We start from the raw sequence: 15,625 nt of genomic DNA, 5'->3' as shown, positions 1-15,625 counted from the left end.
TATACGGGACAGAGCTTCCGTTTAGCCAATGCGTTGTCGAGAAAACAGTAAAAATATTGGGTGGCAACACTCTGTATTTTTCATTGCAATTCTCTGCATTTTTATCTTGCAAAATACAACAACTAAAGGATTTCCAGAATATTTTAAGATTTGTACACTCAAGTTTCAAGCTAAATCATATAGAAGAAAGTTTTTATTTATCTCAAGGGTAAAAGTAAAGATTTATTATTCGACTAAAATTCAAACGTAAATTGTCTATTAAATTACGCAACATTCTAGTGAAAAAAAATATGGTAGAATTAAATTCAGTCTAATATCGTCACAATAAAATCATCAAAGTAATCTTCATTGAATTTTGATATTTTCCCAAATCCTCACCAAACCATTTGATTCTGATAATGCAATCCATTCTCATTCAAATCGTGTTCTATCCTCTTCGTTTAGGGTGCGATTCCACAATCTTGAAGCAAACCGAACTCCTTGATCCAGCGTAAGACCCAGGTCAATTAGTTGCTTGCTTTTATAATAAGCAGGCAAACATTTTGCCAATTTATCGGATAATAAATTATAGTAATCTTGTAAAATACTTTTAACTGGAGGTTTTGAATATGGCAAAGGTAGCATTTCTTTTGGCGAGTGGATTTGAAGATTCTGAAATGAAAAATCCATATAACGCCGTAAAAGACGCAGGACATGAGGTAATCGTAGTTGGCTTAGAAAAAGGTGCACAATGCGATGGAAAAAAAGGTACGGTCTCCTACACAGCGGATTTAGGGGCATCGGAAGCAAAGTCAGAAGAATTTGATGCTGTCATTATACCTGGCGGAGGCGCTCCAGAAGCATTACGTGTGAATGAAGAAGTGATTCGTTTTGTGAAGGAAGTAAACGAGCAGGGTAAATTAATTGCAGGAATTTGTCACGGACCTCAAGTCATGATAAGTGCTGATGTATTAAAAGGAAAAGCTGCAACTTGCTACATCGGAATTCGTGATGATGTAAAACTAGCAGGTGCAGACTACCGTGACGAAGAGGTAGTTGTTAGCGAAAATCTTGTAACATCACGTACGCCTGTAGATGAACCAGCGTTTATCCGTGAAATCTTAGCGAAATTAGCATAAATAATTCAAAAAGAGGAAGGGAGCCTTTAATTAAAAGGGGATCCACTTCCTCTTTTTGATTTTGGCAATAAATTAGTTAAGAGAAAACAGTTTTATCATGAAAAATCAGACTTTATTATTACTTCTAATGCTTTTTTTAACACTTCTATATCGCTAGCTGTCAAATTTTGAAGAACCTTATTATTCAACTTAACTGTTGCAGCTTCAACTTCATCTCTGATTTCTTTAGATTTTTGAGTAGCAATCACTAAAACATTTCTACGATTTTTTGGATCTACCGAACGTTCTATTAATTCAGCTTTTTGCATTTTATCTAATATCCCCGAGATAGTAGGGGCTTCTAAATAAATCATTTCTCCAATTTGTTTAGGTGATAATTGCCCTTCTCTCCACAAACAATTCAATACACCGTATTGAGCTGGTGTTATTCCATAGTCCTCTAAAAGCTTGCTGAAATATTTAAAAACTTTATTCTGGCTAGTACTTAGTAAAAAATTCATGCAATCTTTTAATTCCATAGTATCTCCTCCATATTGACATTACCTATAATATCATGTTAGTTTTTGTGATGAAACATTTTTGTCGCAGAAATGTTTTATGTAGAAAAGGAGATGGATATATATGGATACATTCAAGGCTATTATTGTAAAAGAAAAAAATGATCAAGTAATTTATGGTTTGGAAGATGTTAATCTTGACAGTCTTTCTAATGGTGAGGTTTTAATTAAGGTGTCATATTCTTCAATAAACTATAAAGATATGTTGGCTGTTCAAAAAAATGGAGGAGTTATTCGGAATTATCCTATGATCCCCGGAATTGATTTAAGTGGAACCATTGTACATACAACAGATAATCGTTACGCAGAGGGACAGAAAGTAGTTGTTACAGGTTTTGCTATGGGAATGAGCCATACAGGAGGGTTTGCAGAATATGCTAGGGTTTCTGGAGATTGGATTATTCCTTTACCAGTCAACTTATCCTTAAAAGATGCTATGGTTTTTGGAACAGCAGGGTTTACTGCTGCCCTATCTATCATAGCTTTAGAGGAGAAAGGTATGGATTTAAATAAAAATCCTAAAATTCTAGTTACTGGTTCAACTGGTGGAGTGGGTAGTATAGCTTTACAAATTTTATCCAAAATTGGGTATAAAAATATTGCTGCTTTAGTTCGAAAAGAAAACCAGATAGAAGTAGCAAAATCTTTAGGAGCTACTGATGTCATTTTTGCGGATGAATTAGGAGTACAAAATAAACCGTTAAATAAGCAAAAATTTGACTTTGTCCTAGATACTGTTGGTGGAGAAATTGCTTCTGTATTAATTTCTCAAATTTGCTATGGTGGAAGTATGAGTATGTGTGGGAATGCAGGTGGGATAAAACTAACATCAACAGTGTTGCCGTTTATACTTAGAGGAATTAACCTTTTGGGAATTGATTCTGTAAATGTACCAATTGAAGATCGGGGTTATATTTGGGAGAAAATAGCGAATGAATGGAATATTTCTCAAACAACTCTAATTAGTGAAATTACACTTGAAGAATTACCTCAAACGATTGAGGCCATTAAAAATGGTCACCATTTGGGAAGAACAATTATTAAATATTAAAAACATTCGACCATTTTAAAGAAGTAAACAACACTTATCTTACTTTAATCAATAGGCATACAAAATTTTTGATAAATACAGTTATTTTCACCTTATACCTTTACTGGTATAGGGTGTTTTATTCTGATTATTAAAAAATCTATCTAAATAGGGAGAGATAATTAAAATACATTTGGTAGTTCAGCTTGTTTAATTACATTAAAGCAATTCTATATTAAGAAATCCATGTAATGCGTGTCTTTTCGTATTGGGCCATATTGTAGTTCTAATATTGTAGTTCTAATACATATTTGAAATAACAAAAGGAAAAGGATATGAATGTTGAATAAGAAATGCCAGTATATAGAATTATAATTAAAATAATTAAGGGGTCTTATTAAATGACGATACTCAATTATCTTGGATGTAATTTTTAATTACCCATACGTGAAACAGATAGTGATGATAAAGTTATAATTACTCAGGACTTCACGGATGAAGAAGGTATAGATAATGTAAAAAAGCATTTTTCAACTAAATATGTATATGAGGTTTTTGAGAATGGTGGTTCCGGTATCTGGTTTAATCAAGCTATAAAAGGGAGTATTCAATAAGTAATTTAAGGTCGCAGGAAAGTTTCCTAAGACTTTGCGAGCTTTTAAAACCTTATCTTAAAGAATGGGATTATTGTGAGTTATATATTTGTTGGTCTGGCGACGAAGGTCAAAATAGAAATAGAAAATTAGACCAGACCTTTATTCTTGATAAAACGGACATCAATGACATAGAAATATATGAGAAAACACTATTAATAATAAAAAAATAGTTATTCAATTATAGGGTGCTTTCCTTGAATAAGGAAAGTGCGTTTTTCATTAAAGGACCATATTGTGGAATAAGAGAAGTTATCAGATGGTTCATCTCTGAAGTTTTAATCAAAGGGATTAAATTTGGAGGGAATAGGAAATGGACGCAAAGACACTTTTGTTACAGCAATGGGCAAGCTGCTTAGATGAAGAAGATTGGTTTCCACCACTTGAAAAAGTGCTAGAGGATATTACTCTTGAACAGGCAATTTGGAAGCCAGTTGAGGGAGAAATGAATTCCATTTGGGAACTAGTTTGTCATTTACTTTTCTATGAAAAGAGACTTTTGATGCAATTTCTTGGTGAAACAGCGAATGAACCCCAGGCAGAAGATAATGAATCTACATTTAGATTACCAACTGAGACGTTAGAAAATTGGAAGGAAACAAAACAGGAATACTTTTATGTTCATCGGGAACTCGAAAAAATACTAGCAAAATCAGAACATGAAGATTTATATAGACAAATCCCCGGAGAAAGATCACTAGTGCTTGAACTGAAGAGTTTAGCATTGCATGATGCATATCATATTGGGCAAATTGTTTTCCTAAGTAAAATGCAAGGAGCTTGGGCAGGGAAACGCAGCTTTTAAAAGTTTTATTAGCTTTACAATTATCCCACTATAAGGCGTGTTTTTTTATTAAGAATTGCGTCTTTTTTCATTAAAGGCCAGATCGTTGAACAACATTATTTTATAAAAGGTTCCCAAAAAAGGATACTTTGGGAACCATATAATTACAATTTATGTCTATATTAAAAAATGGAAGTATAATGGAGGCATCATTATGTGGTTAATAATAGGTCTTATTGCAATAGTAGTAACTTTTGTAAATCTTTATATGTATACAGCAGGAAAGGATTATAAGCTTGCTATGGCAATGGGGTTATCATTTACAGCATTAACACTTTGTGCAGAATACAGTCTTGTATCGGAGTGGGTAGAAGTGAAAGATTGGGCAGCTTTAGAGGATGTAGTACCTAGTATGGAAAGGGCATTATGGTTTTTGACAATTGTTTCTATCTTACTAAATATAGCACCTATACTTTTAGAACTAAAAGGTAAGAAATAATTACTTATTAATGTCATATTAGGAAAGTGCCTTTTTCAATATTAAAGGGCTATAATGTTGAATAACATTCTTTTGTGAAATGTGACCAAACGCCGCTTTGGGAGCTTTATTCTAAACAATTAAGCCATTCCAAAACTCAACATTAACCTTTTATTGAGATGTGTTTTATAAATCGATAAACTATTTATAAAAATATTGAATATTTGAAACTGAATAATCATACTTAAAAAAGACAGTTACTATTACTAATAATCTAGGTTGTAAATTAAAGTTTTACAAGGTGGGGCAACAACCAATAATAAAAGCTTGGAGGGATAAAAAATGAAACAATTGGGGACTCTATACTTTTTCTGTGGAAAAATGGGAGCAGGAAAATCAACTAAATCAAAACAATTGGCTATAGAAAAACATGCGGTATTGTTATCTGAGGATGAATGGCTTTCATCTCTTTATCCCGATCAAATAACATCATTTGAGGATTATCTAAAATTTTCAGCGCAGCTCAAGCCGATGGTGAAAAGGCATGTCCAAAACATATTAAGTGTTGGTACAGATGTAGTGATGGATTTTCCAGGTAACACTCAAAAACAGAGAAAGTGGTTTTTGGATATAGCGGCAGAGGTCAATGCAAACCATCAACTAATTTTCCTTAATTTAAATAATGAGCAATGCCTACGCCAAATTGCACAAAGACGTAACGAACAACCCGAAAGAGCAGCTTTTGACACGGAAGCTACGTTTATTCATGTTACTAAATTTTTTGAAGCACCAGAAGCATCAGAGGGTTTAAATATTTAGAGTTTAGTGGAAAAGAAGAATAAAAAGTCCGACACTGCGTTATTGATCCAGAAGAAAATTCATTAACTAACCGGGTGCTTTAGTAAAAGAAGAAATAATTGATTTTATGACTAACCATTTTCAGTTTTTCCATTAAAGGGAGCAATTTTTGAATAACATAAGTGGAAAATAATCAAACTTTAATAAAAATCTCCTACTAAATTCAAAAGGAGTAACTCCATTTTGATCAATTCTTTTTCAGAATGGAGTTTTTGAAGTGGCTGTTAGATAAGGAATTGAGGGATATTTTTTAATCAATCTTTATTCCAAAGCTATAGTGAAAGGTGATAGTGATAAATGGCTATTTTCCAGAAGAAAATGACTTTCTCAGCATCAGATTCAATATTCTTCGGCTATTTACTTGTAAGCCATTGAACATATTACTTATTCAAAAAAGAAAATAGTAACTCAGTCCTTGAGTGCTTGAGTCACTATTTTTTGTTTACTGGTTATTTCTTTAGTGTATGTTCCTTTCCGTTTAGATCTGTCACAACTAACTGTGTTTCTGAAACATACATATCCTTCGCAAGGACATTTGAAAGCTTGTTCGTCTTTTTATCAAGCAGATTATACTTAAAGACGCCTTTTTTATTAAAGTAATACATTGTGGAGTGATCAAACAACACCGACCTATTTTCTCCGCCCGCCTCGATAGGCATTCCATCGTAACTGTAACTGAATACATCGAAAGTTATAAGCGCATCAAAGCTAAATTCTTTTTTCTTATCACTGCTGCCATCCATCGCTGTCGAATAAAGTATCAGCGTGCTGTCCACAAATCCCGCCGAATCCTGTATAATTCTACGATTTAAATAACTATAATTCTTTTCGGATACATCCGTATATAAAATCCGGTCGTTCCAAATGAACATATTGCGGAAGTTATCGTCACTTGGCTCTTGCATTTTTACCAAGTCTTGACCGTTCGTCTTTATTTTCATTACCCCATAAATAAATGGCACTTCGTCTGCTTCAGCAAATCCCCCACTATGGTAAGGAATGAAAATCTCTCCATTGTAAACAATAATTCGGGTATCTTTATGCAAGTACATGGCGCTGGGGTGATTCCAATCGCTTTTCGGTACATCCTCGTCTTTCAATAACACTTCACGTTTACCGGTTTCAATATTTTCTTTGATAAGTTGACGATAACCGTCTGTGTCCTTCCCAATGAAATATAATGAACCGTCTTGTTCAACGGTTTTCCCTTTCGTACTGACATATGAACGATAGCTGCTGAGCTTCATTTTATCATCTAGTGCCCGCACAAGAAATGCTGAAAACTGCGCACGTGTGACAGAGTCTGTTGGCATAAATTTGCCTTTCGATCCGCCCGCAACGCGCTGTTTTGCGATTCCGTTGATGTCCTGGTACGCCCAGTGTGATGGTGTGACGTCAATGAATGTCGGTTGCTTGTCAAGCGGCATGTTGAATGCGCGGCGTAAGATAGCAGCCATCTGCGCACGTGATGTTTTTTCTCCAGGACGCATAAAGCCATTGTTACCGCGAAGGATTCCTCTTTCATTCACCGTCGCGAGAATTTTGTAGTAAGGTGAATCTTTCGATACGTCCTTGAACTGAATGGATGTATCTTCGTTCAGCGGAATCTTTAGTGCTTTGATGAGCATAGCGGATGCTTGCGCTCGCGTAATCGCCTCATTCGGTTTGAATGTACCGTCAGGATAGCCTCCGATAATATTAAAATCGGATAAATACATGATTTCTTTCTTCGCCCAATGACTATCCACATCGGAAAAATAAGTAGCCGCTTGTGCTTGAAATGGGATTGCGGCGAAAATGAGTAAAATAATCCATACTACCGTTAGTTTATTTTTCAAAACGATAGACCTCCGTTTGATAGCTAGTTTATTTTTAATATTTGTTTCAGTATACAAGATTCATAGGCTATTAAAATAGTGGAAATTAATCTAAGAAATACATCTTCCGACTTTTATAAACATAGTAAGGAGGAATCGATTATGAATATCCTTTCTGAAAAGGAATTTGAGGATATTTTCGTTATACAACCTTAGTTAATCGAGGAAGGACTGGATTATTAGAAAGGCAAGGTCAATTAATAGATGAACTGATTTAATCTTCGCCGATAATAACGGGAATATCTTATTAACTAAGTAGGGTGGAGGGAACCACCTGAAAGGAGTGTACATGCTAAAGGAATGGCAAGGATATATTGTAAATTATGAATTAAAAAGTAATCATGTGAAATCTATTTAGGAACGATTGGGTGTCAAGGTTATGTTTTGATTTCCTAAAATAAGTTGAATTTGTTATCCGTTATTCAAGAATTGGATGTATTTATTTAAGACCGTGTTTTTTTCTTAATAGGCCAGATTGTTGAGTAAAATCATTATTGATATAGGATTGATTATGCAAGGTGAAACCTACCAAAATAATGGTAAAGCAGGGAGTAAAAGTTTCACAGGGTATAAGGTTCTGAAAAGTGATTAAAACCAAAGAGGCCGTCATTAATAGACGGTCTCTTTTTGTGGAGATTAGAGAGCTCTATGTTGGACTGAATATTCAAGCTTTGAACTAGAATGATGCATTTTAATTTATGATTTAATTTTTAAAATTATTTCTTTCTTATAGAGAATGTTTTTTCTAATTGTTATCTCTGCAATAAAAAGATTAAGAATCCAAGATAACCAGACTGCTATCATATAGGCATTTCCATAGGGAAAATTCATTGCGTTATGAGTAATGGCTACGATTATATAAATAGCCATATTCGCAAAGGAAAGAAAGAAACTTCGAATGATCCATTGACTATGTAAGATTACATTTTGTCTCTTAATATACCAAAACCCTAGGATAGTTGTGCCGAGCCATAATGTATTTAAAATTAGAAACCCGATTGTACTTGGCCATCCCCCTGTTGCAAAGAATGAGACATAAACTCCGGGAATGAAATTTATGATGATAGACAAGACATATAATCGGCCATTCCAGCGGTGAAACTTGATAGATTTTATGCGTATTCTTTTTATCACACCTAATGGGCCTGTGAGAAGCGCAATAATAGCCAGCAAAATATGAATTCGAATCATTACTATCCATAGGGATTTATCTGTCAGAATTAGATCCTTTCTAGAAATAAATTTTTCAAAAGTAGGATCAACCATAAAATTCTTTGAAAAAGTATGAAATACCCATAGGATTGGGATAAATAAAATGGTTATTCGAATGAAATTTTTCATTTGCTTTTCCTCCATTTCTGCTTAGGAAAATAAACCGCGGTTAGTCATAGTAAAGACAACAGCCATGATGAAGAGAAAGGTAATCCAGCTATACCAATTTAACTTTGAGATATTCTCTACTAATTTGTTCTCAGGGTACTTTGAGAGAATAATCCTTTTTAGATTTCTATGCATCATTCCAATCGCGCCACCAATCAGGACAAGCAGCACAATTGCAATCCCCACCCATAATATTGAAGGATAGGATGAATAACCAAAGCTCATCCATCCTCCTGAAATCATCAAAAGAACTAATGCATAATGACCTGCTCGCATAAAGCTCAAAGTCGTTCTAAGGACTGTCTTTAATTCATTGCCCGTTCGAGAAGAAATGGTATGAATGATAAAAGGTAAAGTAAGGAAGCTTCCTAAAAATAAAGCACTAACAACATGAATAAATACAAGGAATGAATACATAGTTATATATTCCTTTTAAGTAAGACGGTGTCCAATTAATTTTGAAGAGGGAAGCATACCAGCCTTTACTTCACCAATCATTTGGTTTCCATCTATCGAAACGCTAAACTTTAAAGTAAGCCTCATTGGCTTTGTTACTTTCATGGACCACTTTAATTGATTCCCTTCAAGGAAAGGGTTGTCTAAAGAAACAATCTCTTCTCCTTGCTTCGCAGTTCCGACTATTTGACCATCATTAGTAGATAAATCTATTAATACAGAAAGCTTTCCTATAGGGGTGGAAATGATGGTATCCCATTTTCCTTGAAAATCCCATATTTCATTTGATTGAATAGTGGAAGGTTGTCTTGTAGCTTCAACTGTATTTTCATGTTTACTTTCTTTAGGCACGTTTCCTTCAGCCTTCCAAATCGTCCCCCTTCGTTCGTGTTCAAATAATTGCTCAATAGCATGCGCAATTTGGGGACCTAACTCTCGTTCAACTAAGTAAAGGGCAACATCTAATCCCGATGTCACACCACCTCCAGTGATGAGATTGCCATCATCAACGACTCGTGCATTAACGGGAATAGCACCTGTGGCACTTAAAAGGTCCATTCCCATATGATGGGTAACAGCATGCCGTCCTTCTAATAAACCATCCATAGCTAATATGCAAGAACCACCGCAAACTGTTGCTAGCAAAATATCTGGCTTCATCATAGCTTCTTTTAATAAATGACTTAATTCTGTTTCTGTTGCTTGTTGTAATTTAACTGGAACCGAATATGATCCATTATCATGAACAGAACCGGATGCCCCCGGAATAAGAATGATTCCTTTACGGCTTAAATCAAGTTTTTCACTTGCTTGAATTTGTAAATGATTTACACCACTTGTCACCAAACGTTTCCCTTCAGCAGATACAAGTTTAACGGTTACTTCCTCGTTTGAGTACATCGCTGCAGCAGTAAACACTTCATAAGGTGCAATAGCGTCTAATAAATCAAATCCATCAAACAACACAATTTGGATATGCATACATATTTCCTCCGTTAAAAATAAATTTGAGACCCATTACATCTTTATTTTGTAAGCGGATTTTTCAGTCTATCATATTCCGTCTCGGTCAGTTCCCCCTTAATTACTAGGTCTTTAAGACGGTCCGTTTGCTTGTTATCTCTACAACGATAGCGTATGGCAAATATGCGAACTGCTACAAAACAAAATAGTGTAAGGCAAAATAAAGCGCCAAATGGAAAGAAAGAGAAAGTGTTATCCATTTGTAATTCCTCCTTTAAAATAGTTAAGTATGGCGTGAAGCCTGCTAAATGTTCCACAATGAAAGAATATCCTTTGAATGTCTCAAATGAAGGTATAAAATAATCACAAAATAATCACAATCCATTAGAAAACTTTATCTTTATTAAAAAAATGATAAACTAAAATCAAATTTCATTTGTTAGGTTGCTATATAGAGGGAGTTTATCTGAGGAAAGGTGGGATTTTTGTGAAGGAGGAGCAGACAATTTTAGTTGTTGACGATGATAAGAGCATTGTTGAATTATTGAGGGATTTCTTAGAGAATGAAGGCTTTAATGTGAATACTGCTAATGACTCTTCACAGGCACTTGTCGTCCTAGAGCAAAATACCATTGATTGCATTGTTCTTGATGTAATGATGCCGGGACAAAATGGTTTTGAGTTATGTCGGCAGATTCGTATGAAAAACAACGTACCGATTCTTTTTTTGAGTGCTTTAAGTGATGATGTAGATAAGATTCGCGGTTTAGCACTTGGAGGAGACGATTATATAATTAAAACCGCTTCGCCGGGTGAAATTGTTGCAAGAGTGAAGGCTGTATTACGACGCTCCAGTTCTCAGCAAGAATTGAAGAGGAAGGTCCTGGATTATGGAAGGCTCTCGTTGGATTTGTCGACAAGAGAAGTTTTTGTGGAAGAGCAGCCCATCTCACTAACACCGAAAGAGTATGATTTGCTGCAATTGTTTGCAGAACATCCGAAATATGTATTTTCTTACGACCAATTACTGAATAAATTTTGGGAAGGAATTGGTGACAAACATACAATTCGAGTCCATCTAAGTCGACTTCGGGAGAAAATTGAGGCTGATCCAAATAATCCACAATTTATCGTCAACGTATGGGGGATAGGCTATCGTTTCAAAGGAGAATAAAATGAAAACCATTCGTATTCGTAAGTTTACCATTCTCTGCTTATTTATTATCCTGACTTTTCCATGGATATTTTATGTGGGGGCGCATTTTCTTGAAACTAAATCGTTCAATCTTGGCATTCAAGCCGATTCAAAAATGACTCAAATTATTGCAGTAATTTCTGGTCTACTATTGTCCTTTTTGATTGTTGCCTATACAATGCGAAGATATATTCTCATTCCTCTGGAGAAAATGAGCGCAAGTGCTAGGCAGATTGCAGAAGGGGATTTGGATATTCAGTTACCTTCCTCAAAGATTTCAGAAATTGCTGAGGTCCATGATGGTTTTCATGTAATGGTAGATAGTTTAAAAAAATCTTATCAGAAACAGATAGAATTGGAAGATGAACGGAGATTTGTGATTGCTGCAGTTGCGCATGATTTACGGACACCATTATTTGCCTTGAGGGGCTATTTAGAAGGTTTAGAGCAAGGCATTGCTGATTCACCTGAAAAACAAGCAAAGTATCTGCAAGTTTGTAAGGAAAAGTCTGCACAATTGGACCGACTTGTAGAGGACCTTTTCACATTTACAAAAACAGAATTATTAGAGACGGAATTCAAAAAAAATACGGTAGACCTTTCAATTGTTTTACAGAGGTCGATTGACAGTGTTAGTCCATTAGCTCACCAGAAGCATGTATCGATTATTATGCATCAATTTGGTGAGGAGTGTGTAGTCATTGGTGATGCGCACTTATTGGAGCGAGCCATGAACAATTTATTGGATAATGCGGTCAAGTTTACACCCTGCCATGGGAAGATTTTTGTAGAATGCTATAAGAATGGCAACAATGTGATCTTTACCATTAAAGATACAGGTGTGGGTTTCTCTTCAGATGAGTTGGAGCGGGTTTTTGAACCTTTATATCGTGGGGAAGTATCAAGAAATCGTTTAACTGGGGGAGTTGGGCTGGGCATGACGATTTCAAAGAAAATCATTAAGCAACACGGAGGTGACCTTGTCGCAGCTAACCATTCAGATGGAGGTGCACTCCTAAGTGGCTCGATACCCTTGGCAAACAGTTCTTTCTAGTCTCATACTTGAAAGCTTTATTTGACTATCCTGATTAACTGATTCCTTTTGTCTAGACACACTCTTTCTAAGAAATTTTTTGCTTTACCAACAAACTAGCAGTGAACCGTATCATAAATAATTATTGAATTATTCAACAATTGGGCGCTTTCCTTCAGTTGAAGTGACCCCAAAAGGTTAGACATTATATTAAATTAAGCAGCTATGGAGGATTGAATTCGGTATTGTGAACTGCGCCCCATTTTGTAGACAGTTTAATAAAAAGGGATGTAGTTGTTCTTACGCTGCGATTAGATGACTTCGGTAAGTTGCCGGAGTCATCTTTTTTAATGTCCATTGCTTTCTTGTATGGTTGTAATGATTCATGTAATCCATCACAAGTGTATGTAATTCTGCTAAACTTTCTGCTTCTTTATAATCTATTTCATCTTTTAAATGCCCAAAGAATTATTCCATCGGTGCGTTGTCCAAACAGTTTCCTCTACGAGACATGGATTGACGAAGCCCCATTTCTTTTACACGCTGCTGAAATTGAGGTGCGTATAATGGACACCTTGATCAGAATGAATCATTGCTTCTGGATGGAGGTTTTTATCTAAATGGGCTTCCAACTTCTCGAGTGCCTTGTAAACAATGGACATCTTGAGTGTTGTCGACAACTCATACGCTACAATTTCTCGTGTAGCCACATCTTTTACGCACGATAAATAAGCCGTTTGCCCACCTCGATATGGAAGATAGGTAATGTCGGTTAAAAATACTTTTCCTGGTTCGTCCTGCTTAAATTCACGCTTTAAATGGTTCGGAATACGACGGTGTGCTTCCGTTGCCTTTTCTATCTGGCGATATGGATTCGCTCGTCGTACTTTCGCATATAAATTGAATTTGCGCATCAGACGAAGAATCTTTTTATGGTTCATCGGTTTGTCCAATACATCTACTAATGCCATATAAAACCCACGGTAACCGATTTTTCCTTTCGCTTCGTCATAGATTGATTTTAATAATATGTAATCTTGATAGTCCGATTCTTCACGTAACGCATGTTTCTCCATATTTTGAAGCCATTTATAGTAACCACTTGGACTGACATTCGCTACTTGGCACAGATAGCGTGTTAGATTTTTTAGTTGATACAGTCGAACCGTTTCATTGATTACTTGATACTTCTCTTTCGGGGTTAAAAACGATTCTTCTTCGCCTGCCTTTCCATTTCCTCGAGCTTTTTTAGAAGGGCCAATTCAGCCTCTAATAATCGAATACGTGCTTCTGCTTTCTCCAGCTTTTTATCAGCCGATAAGTTTTCTGTCCGTGGTCGACCTGTACTTCCTTTTCCTCGACGTTCCTCTGAAAATCCCTTTTCACCATAGGTTTGAAACGTTTTCTTCCAACGATTCAATGCACTTTGAGCTTTCTTCAGCCCAATGACTTCTAAATCAAATCCGGCTTCTCTAAAAATTTGGGCCGGTCCTTTACCTTGTAAGTTTTCCTGAACAGCTTTTAATTTGCATTCCGCTGTATATTGAATGGCGCAATCAGATACTGAAGCGACATTTGGATTCGCTTCAATTTGTCTGCGTTGATGTTCGTTAAAAATTATTTTACTCATAGTGTTCTCCCGTTCCTAAATCGTATGGTTAGTATAACGGGGTTTTCTAGTGATGAAAATAGAAAAACCCCGAATAGGTCCACTTTTTTTAAAGTGTCCACTATTCGGGGTTCAGTTCAATTTTTTTCTGGACACCCTTTTTTTAGGTTCTGAAATATCTTTCTTACGTAAGAAAAACGTTATGATTCAAGAGAAGTTCTTTTATTTAAAAAATGCCTCTGTTGTTTTCACTGTTGCATAAGTGCCATTTAATGCGGCCATAAATGCATAATGAACATGATCAGCGGGAATGATTTTATCTTCAATTTGTAATGTTGTTGTTGCACAAGCATCTTCAATCACTTGGCATGTATATCCGTGTTCGACTGCTGAACGTACTGTTGCATCAATACACATATGTGACATCATACCGCAAACGACTAGTTCTTTAACCCCTTGCTCTTGTAGTTTTTCATGTAAGTTTGTATTGAAGAAGCTATTCGGCATATGTTTTTCTATGACTGTCTCGCCTTCTAATGGGCGTACTGACTCATGAATTTCGACACCTTCTGTATTTGGATGGAAAAAAGGAGCCACTTCACCTTCTGTGATATGCTGTACATGAAAGATTGGTGCACCTGTTTGTCTAAAGTGTGTTAGCAGTTTCGCAGCTTTTTGTGCTGCTTGCTCAGGGTTTGTTAAAGTCATCTTTCCATTTGGAAAATAATCATTTTGGATATCAATTACTAATAAAGCAGTTGTCATTTTCTTCACCTCTTAAAATTTTGTATAGTATAAGGATATACATATTTGAATGAATTTTCGATGGTCTCATGAAATACTATCAGTCAAAACTTTTTCACTGTGAAAGGAGTTACTATGCAAATTGATTCAGTTGATGTTCAAATTCTACAATTATTAAATAAAAACGCTCGGATACAATGGAAAGAAATTGGTGAAAAAATCCATATGACAGGACAGGCGGTAGGCAATCGTATCAAAAAAATGGAAGATAACGGCATCATCAAAGCATATTCAATTGTGATTGATGAATTGAAGATGGGGGTTTCTTTTACAGCTTTTGTTATCTTTTTCATGAATGCAAATACGCATGATGATTTATTGAAATTTATCGCTACTCGTAATGAAATTAGCGAAGCACATCGTGTTTCAGGAGATGCATGTTATCATCTGAAAATAACGGTTCGTTCACAAGAAGCTTTAAATCACCTTTTGAATGATTTATTGAAATATGGAAACTATCAGCTTTATTTGTCTATTAAGGAAGTAAAAAAGCATTATAATGCGTCATTAGTGTCTGATGAATAACGTTTTGTAGTCATCATGTATCAATAGAAAGGCAGTTACTAAATTAAGTATAAAAAAGCCCTAGCTTGGTAGGTACTGACCATCATTTTGAGACAATAAGAAAACACCTACTTTACAGTTAGTTGACGGTATTTTACCGGCGATTGGCTGTTTAGTTTCGTTTGAATACGGATATTGTTATAAAAATTTATATAGTTTTCGACGATTTGGATCACATGCGCATTCGTTGTGCGATTGATTCCGTCGAGATAGAACGTTTCAGACTTTAGCGAGGAGTGAAACGTTTCAATTGGAGAATTATCAGC

General features: G+C 35.5%; 16 protein-coding genes and 1 pseudogene. 9 read left to right on the top strand and 8 right to left on the bottom strand.

Annotation, left to right across the window (positions count from 1 at the left end; genetic code table 11):
• Together EKG35_RS21170 and EKG35_RS18330 are read left to right on the top strand one after the other, a co-directional pair.
• The coding region (locus tag EKG35_RS21170) for a hypothetical protein (RefSeq protein WP_221766339.1) at positions 1–212 on the top strand (212 nt) is incomplete at its 5' end.
• 396 nt (positions 213–608) lie between these two features.
• On the top strand, positions 609–1,118 hold the full coding sequence (locus tag EKG35_RS18330) for a type 1 glutamine amidotransferase domain-containing protein (protein ID WP_126295988.1): 510 nt from the start codon (positions 609–611) through the stop codon (positions 1,116–1,118).
• Positions 1,119–1,213: 95 nt separating this feature from the next.
• Here EKG35_RS18330 and EKG35_RS18325 read toward each other — a convergent pair whose 3' ends face one another.
• Positions 1,214–1,636, bottom strand: coding sequence for a MarR family winged helix-turn-helix transcriptional regulator (locus EKG35_RS18325; protein WP_126295987.1), 423 nt, complete (start codon positions 1,634–1,636; stop codon positions 1,214–1,216).
• A 103-nt stretch (positions 1,637–1,739) separates the two neighbouring features.
• Between EKG35_RS18325 and EKG35_RS18320 the strand changes: the two genes are divergently transcribed.
• From EKG35_RS18320 to EKG35_RS18305, 4 genes are all read left to right on the top strand, one after another.
• Positions 1,740–2,726 (top strand): YhdH/YhfP family quinone oxidoreductase, encoded by a 987-nt coding sequence (locus tag EKG35_RS18320; protein ID WP_126295986.1) that lies wholly within the window; start codon positions 1,740–1,742, stop codon positions 2,724–2,726.
• 945 nt (positions 2,727–3,671) lie between these two features.
• Positions 3,672–4,163 carry a DinB family protein gene (locus tag EKG35_RS18315; protein ID WP_126295985.1) on the top strand — a complete coding sequence of 164 codons (492 nt, stop codon included), beginning with the start codon at positions 3,672–3,674 and terminating at the stop codon, positions 4,161–4,163.
• Positions 4,164–4,356: 193 nt separating this feature from the next.
• Complete coding sequence (locus EKG35_RS18310; protein ID WP_126295984.1) at positions 4,357–4,641, top strand: hypothetical protein; 285 nt, start codon at positions 4,357–4,359, stop codon at positions 4,639–4,641.
• 321 nt (positions 4,642–4,962) lie between these two features.
• Positions 4,963–5,439, top strand: coding sequence for a P-loop nucleotide/nucleoside kinase family protein (locus EKG35_RS18305; RefSeq protein WP_126295983.1), 477 nt, complete (start codon positions 4,963–4,965; stop codon positions 5,437–5,439).
• A 488-nt stretch (positions 5,440–5,927) separates the two neighbouring features.
• Here the strand turns inward: EKG35_RS18305 and EKG35_RS18300 are convergent, their stop codons facing one another.
• The 4 genes from EKG35_RS18300 to EKG35_RS18285 form a co-directional block, all read right to left on the bottom strand.
• On the bottom strand, positions 5,928–7,316 hold the full coding sequence (locus tag EKG35_RS18300; protein ID WP_126295982.1) for an S-layer homology domain-containing protein: 1,389 nt from the start codon (positions 7,314–7,316) through the stop codon (positions 5,928–5,930).
• A gap of 735 nt (positions 7,317–8,051) precedes the next feature.
• Entirely contained in the window at positions 8,052–8,696 is a 645-nt protein-coding gene (locus EKG35_RS18295) for a DUF2306 domain-containing protein (RefSeq protein ID WP_126295981.1), read from the bottom strand.
• 21 nt (positions 8,697–8,717) lie between these two features.
• The gene (locus EKG35_RS18290) at positions 8,718–9,152 is read right to left on the bottom strand and encodes a hypothetical protein (RefSeq protein WP_126295980.1); all 435 of its coding nucleotides are present in this window, start codon (positions 9,150–9,152) and stop codon (positions 8,718–8,720) included.
• A gap of 15 nt (positions 9,153–9,167) precedes the next feature.
• Entirely contained in the window at positions 9,168–10,172 is a 1,005-nt protein-coding gene (locus EKG35_RS18285; protein ID WP_126295979.1) for a DJ-1/PfpI family protein, read from the bottom strand.
• A gap of 469 nt (positions 10,173–10,641) precedes the next feature.
• On the opposite strand from EKG35_RS18285, the gene EKG35_RS18275 reads away from it, so the two are divergent.
• A complete protein-coding gene (locus EKG35_RS18275) occupies positions 10,642–11,328 on the top strand; it encodes a response regulator transcription factor (protein WP_126295977.1) in 687 nt (228 codons plus the stop codon).
• Between the two features lies 1 nt (position 11,329).
• Complete coding sequence (locus tag EKG35_RS18270; protein WP_126295976.1) at positions 11,330–12,403, top strand: sensor histidine kinase; 1,074 nt, start codon at positions 11,330–11,332, stop codon at positions 12,401–12,403.
• A gap of 279 nt (positions 12,404–12,682) precedes the next feature.
• On the opposite strand, the pseudogene EKG35_RS18265 reads toward EKG35_RS18270, so the two are convergent.
• Both EKG35_RS18265 and EKG35_RS18260 read right to left on the bottom strand, forming a co-directional pair.
• Positions 12,683–14,012: pseudogene (locus EKG35_RS18265) on the bottom strand (IS3 family transposase).
• Between the two features lie 201 nt (positions 14,013–14,213).
• The gene (locus EKG35_RS18260; RefSeq protein ID WP_126295975.1) at positions 14,214–14,756 is read right to left on the bottom strand and encodes a cysteine hydrolase family protein; all 543 of its coding nucleotides are present in this window, start codon (positions 14,754–14,756) and stop codon (positions 14,214–14,216) included.
• 114 nt (positions 14,757–14,870) lie between these two features.
• On the opposite strand from EKG35_RS18260, the gene EKG35_RS18255 reads away from it, so the two are divergent.
• Positions 14,871–15,320 carry an Lrp/AsnC family transcriptional regulator gene (locus EKG35_RS18255; RefSeq protein WP_126295974.1) on the top strand — a complete coding sequence of 150 codons (450 nt, stop codon included), beginning with the start codon at positions 14,871–14,873 and terminating at the stop codon, positions 15,318–15,320.
• Positions 15,321–15,427: 107 nt separating this feature from the next.
• Here the strand turns inward: EKG35_RS18255 and EKG35_RS18250 are convergent.
• Positions 15,428–15,625 (bottom strand): IS3 family transposase (locus EKG35_RS18250; RefSeq protein WP_148103525.1); only part of this gene is annotated, 198 nt, incomplete at its 5' end.

Origin of the sequence: Lysinibacillus telephonicus, from assembly GCF_003966145.1 — a bacterium.
Lineage (GTDB): Bacteria > Bacillota > Bacilli > Bacillales_A > Planococcaceae > Ureibacillus > Ureibacillus telephonicus.
This window is presented reverse-complemented; position numbering and strand designations above follow the sequence as displayed.

What these genes read in the sequence shown, in the direction of transcription:
- EKG35_RS18315 (WP_126295985.1), top strand. Translation starts at nt 3,672, where the DNA reads ATGGACGCAAAGACACTTTTGTTACAGCAATGGGCAAGCTGCTTAGAT.
- EKG35_RS18290 (WP_126295980.1), bottom strand. Translation starts at nt 9,152, where the DNA reads ATGTATTCATTCCTTGTATTTATTCATGTTGTTAGTGCTTTATTTTTA.
- EKG35_RS18285 (WP_126295979.1), bottom strand. Translation starts at nt 10,172, where the DNA reads ATGCATATCCAAATTGTGTTGTTTGATGGATTTGATTTATTAGACGCT.
- EKG35_RS18330 (WP_126295988.1), top strand. Translation starts at nt 609, where the DNA reads ATGGCAAAGGTAGCATTTCTTTTGGCGAGTGGATTTGAAGATTCTGAA.
- EKG35_RS18270 (WP_126295976.1), top strand. Translation starts at nt 11,330, where the DNA reads ATGAAAACCATTCGTATTCGTAAGTTTACCATTCTCTGCTTATTTATT.
- EKG35_RS18305 (WP_126295983.1), top strand. Translation starts at nt 4,963, where the DNA reads ATGAAACAATTGGGGACTCTATACTTTTTCTGTGGAAAAATGGGAGCA.
- EKG35_RS18320 (WP_126295986.1), top strand. Translation starts at nt 1,740, where the DNA reads ATGGATACATTCAAGGCTATTATTGTAAAAGAAAAAAATGATCAAGTA.
- EKG35_RS18310 (WP_126295984.1), top strand. Translation starts at nt 4,357, where the DNA reads ATGTGGTTAATAATAGGTCTTATTGCAATAGTAGTAACTTTTGTAAAT.
- EKG35_RS18260 (WP_126295975.1), bottom strand. Translation starts at nt 14,756, where the DNA reads ATGACAACTGCTTTATTAGTAATTGATATCCAAAATGATTATTTTCCA.
- EKG35_RS18325 (WP_126295987.1), bottom strand. Translation starts at nt 1,636, where the DNA reads ATGGAATTAAAAGATTGCATGAATTTTTTACTAAGTACTAGCCAGAAT.
- EKG35_RS18255 (WP_126295974.1), top strand. Translation starts at nt 14,871, where the DNA reads ATGCAAATTGATTCAGTTGATGTTCAAATTCTACAATTATTAAATAAA.
- EKG35_RS18295 (WP_126295981.1), bottom strand. Translation starts at nt 8,696, where the DNA reads ATGAAAAATTTCATTCGAATAACCATTTTATTTATCCCAATCCTATGG.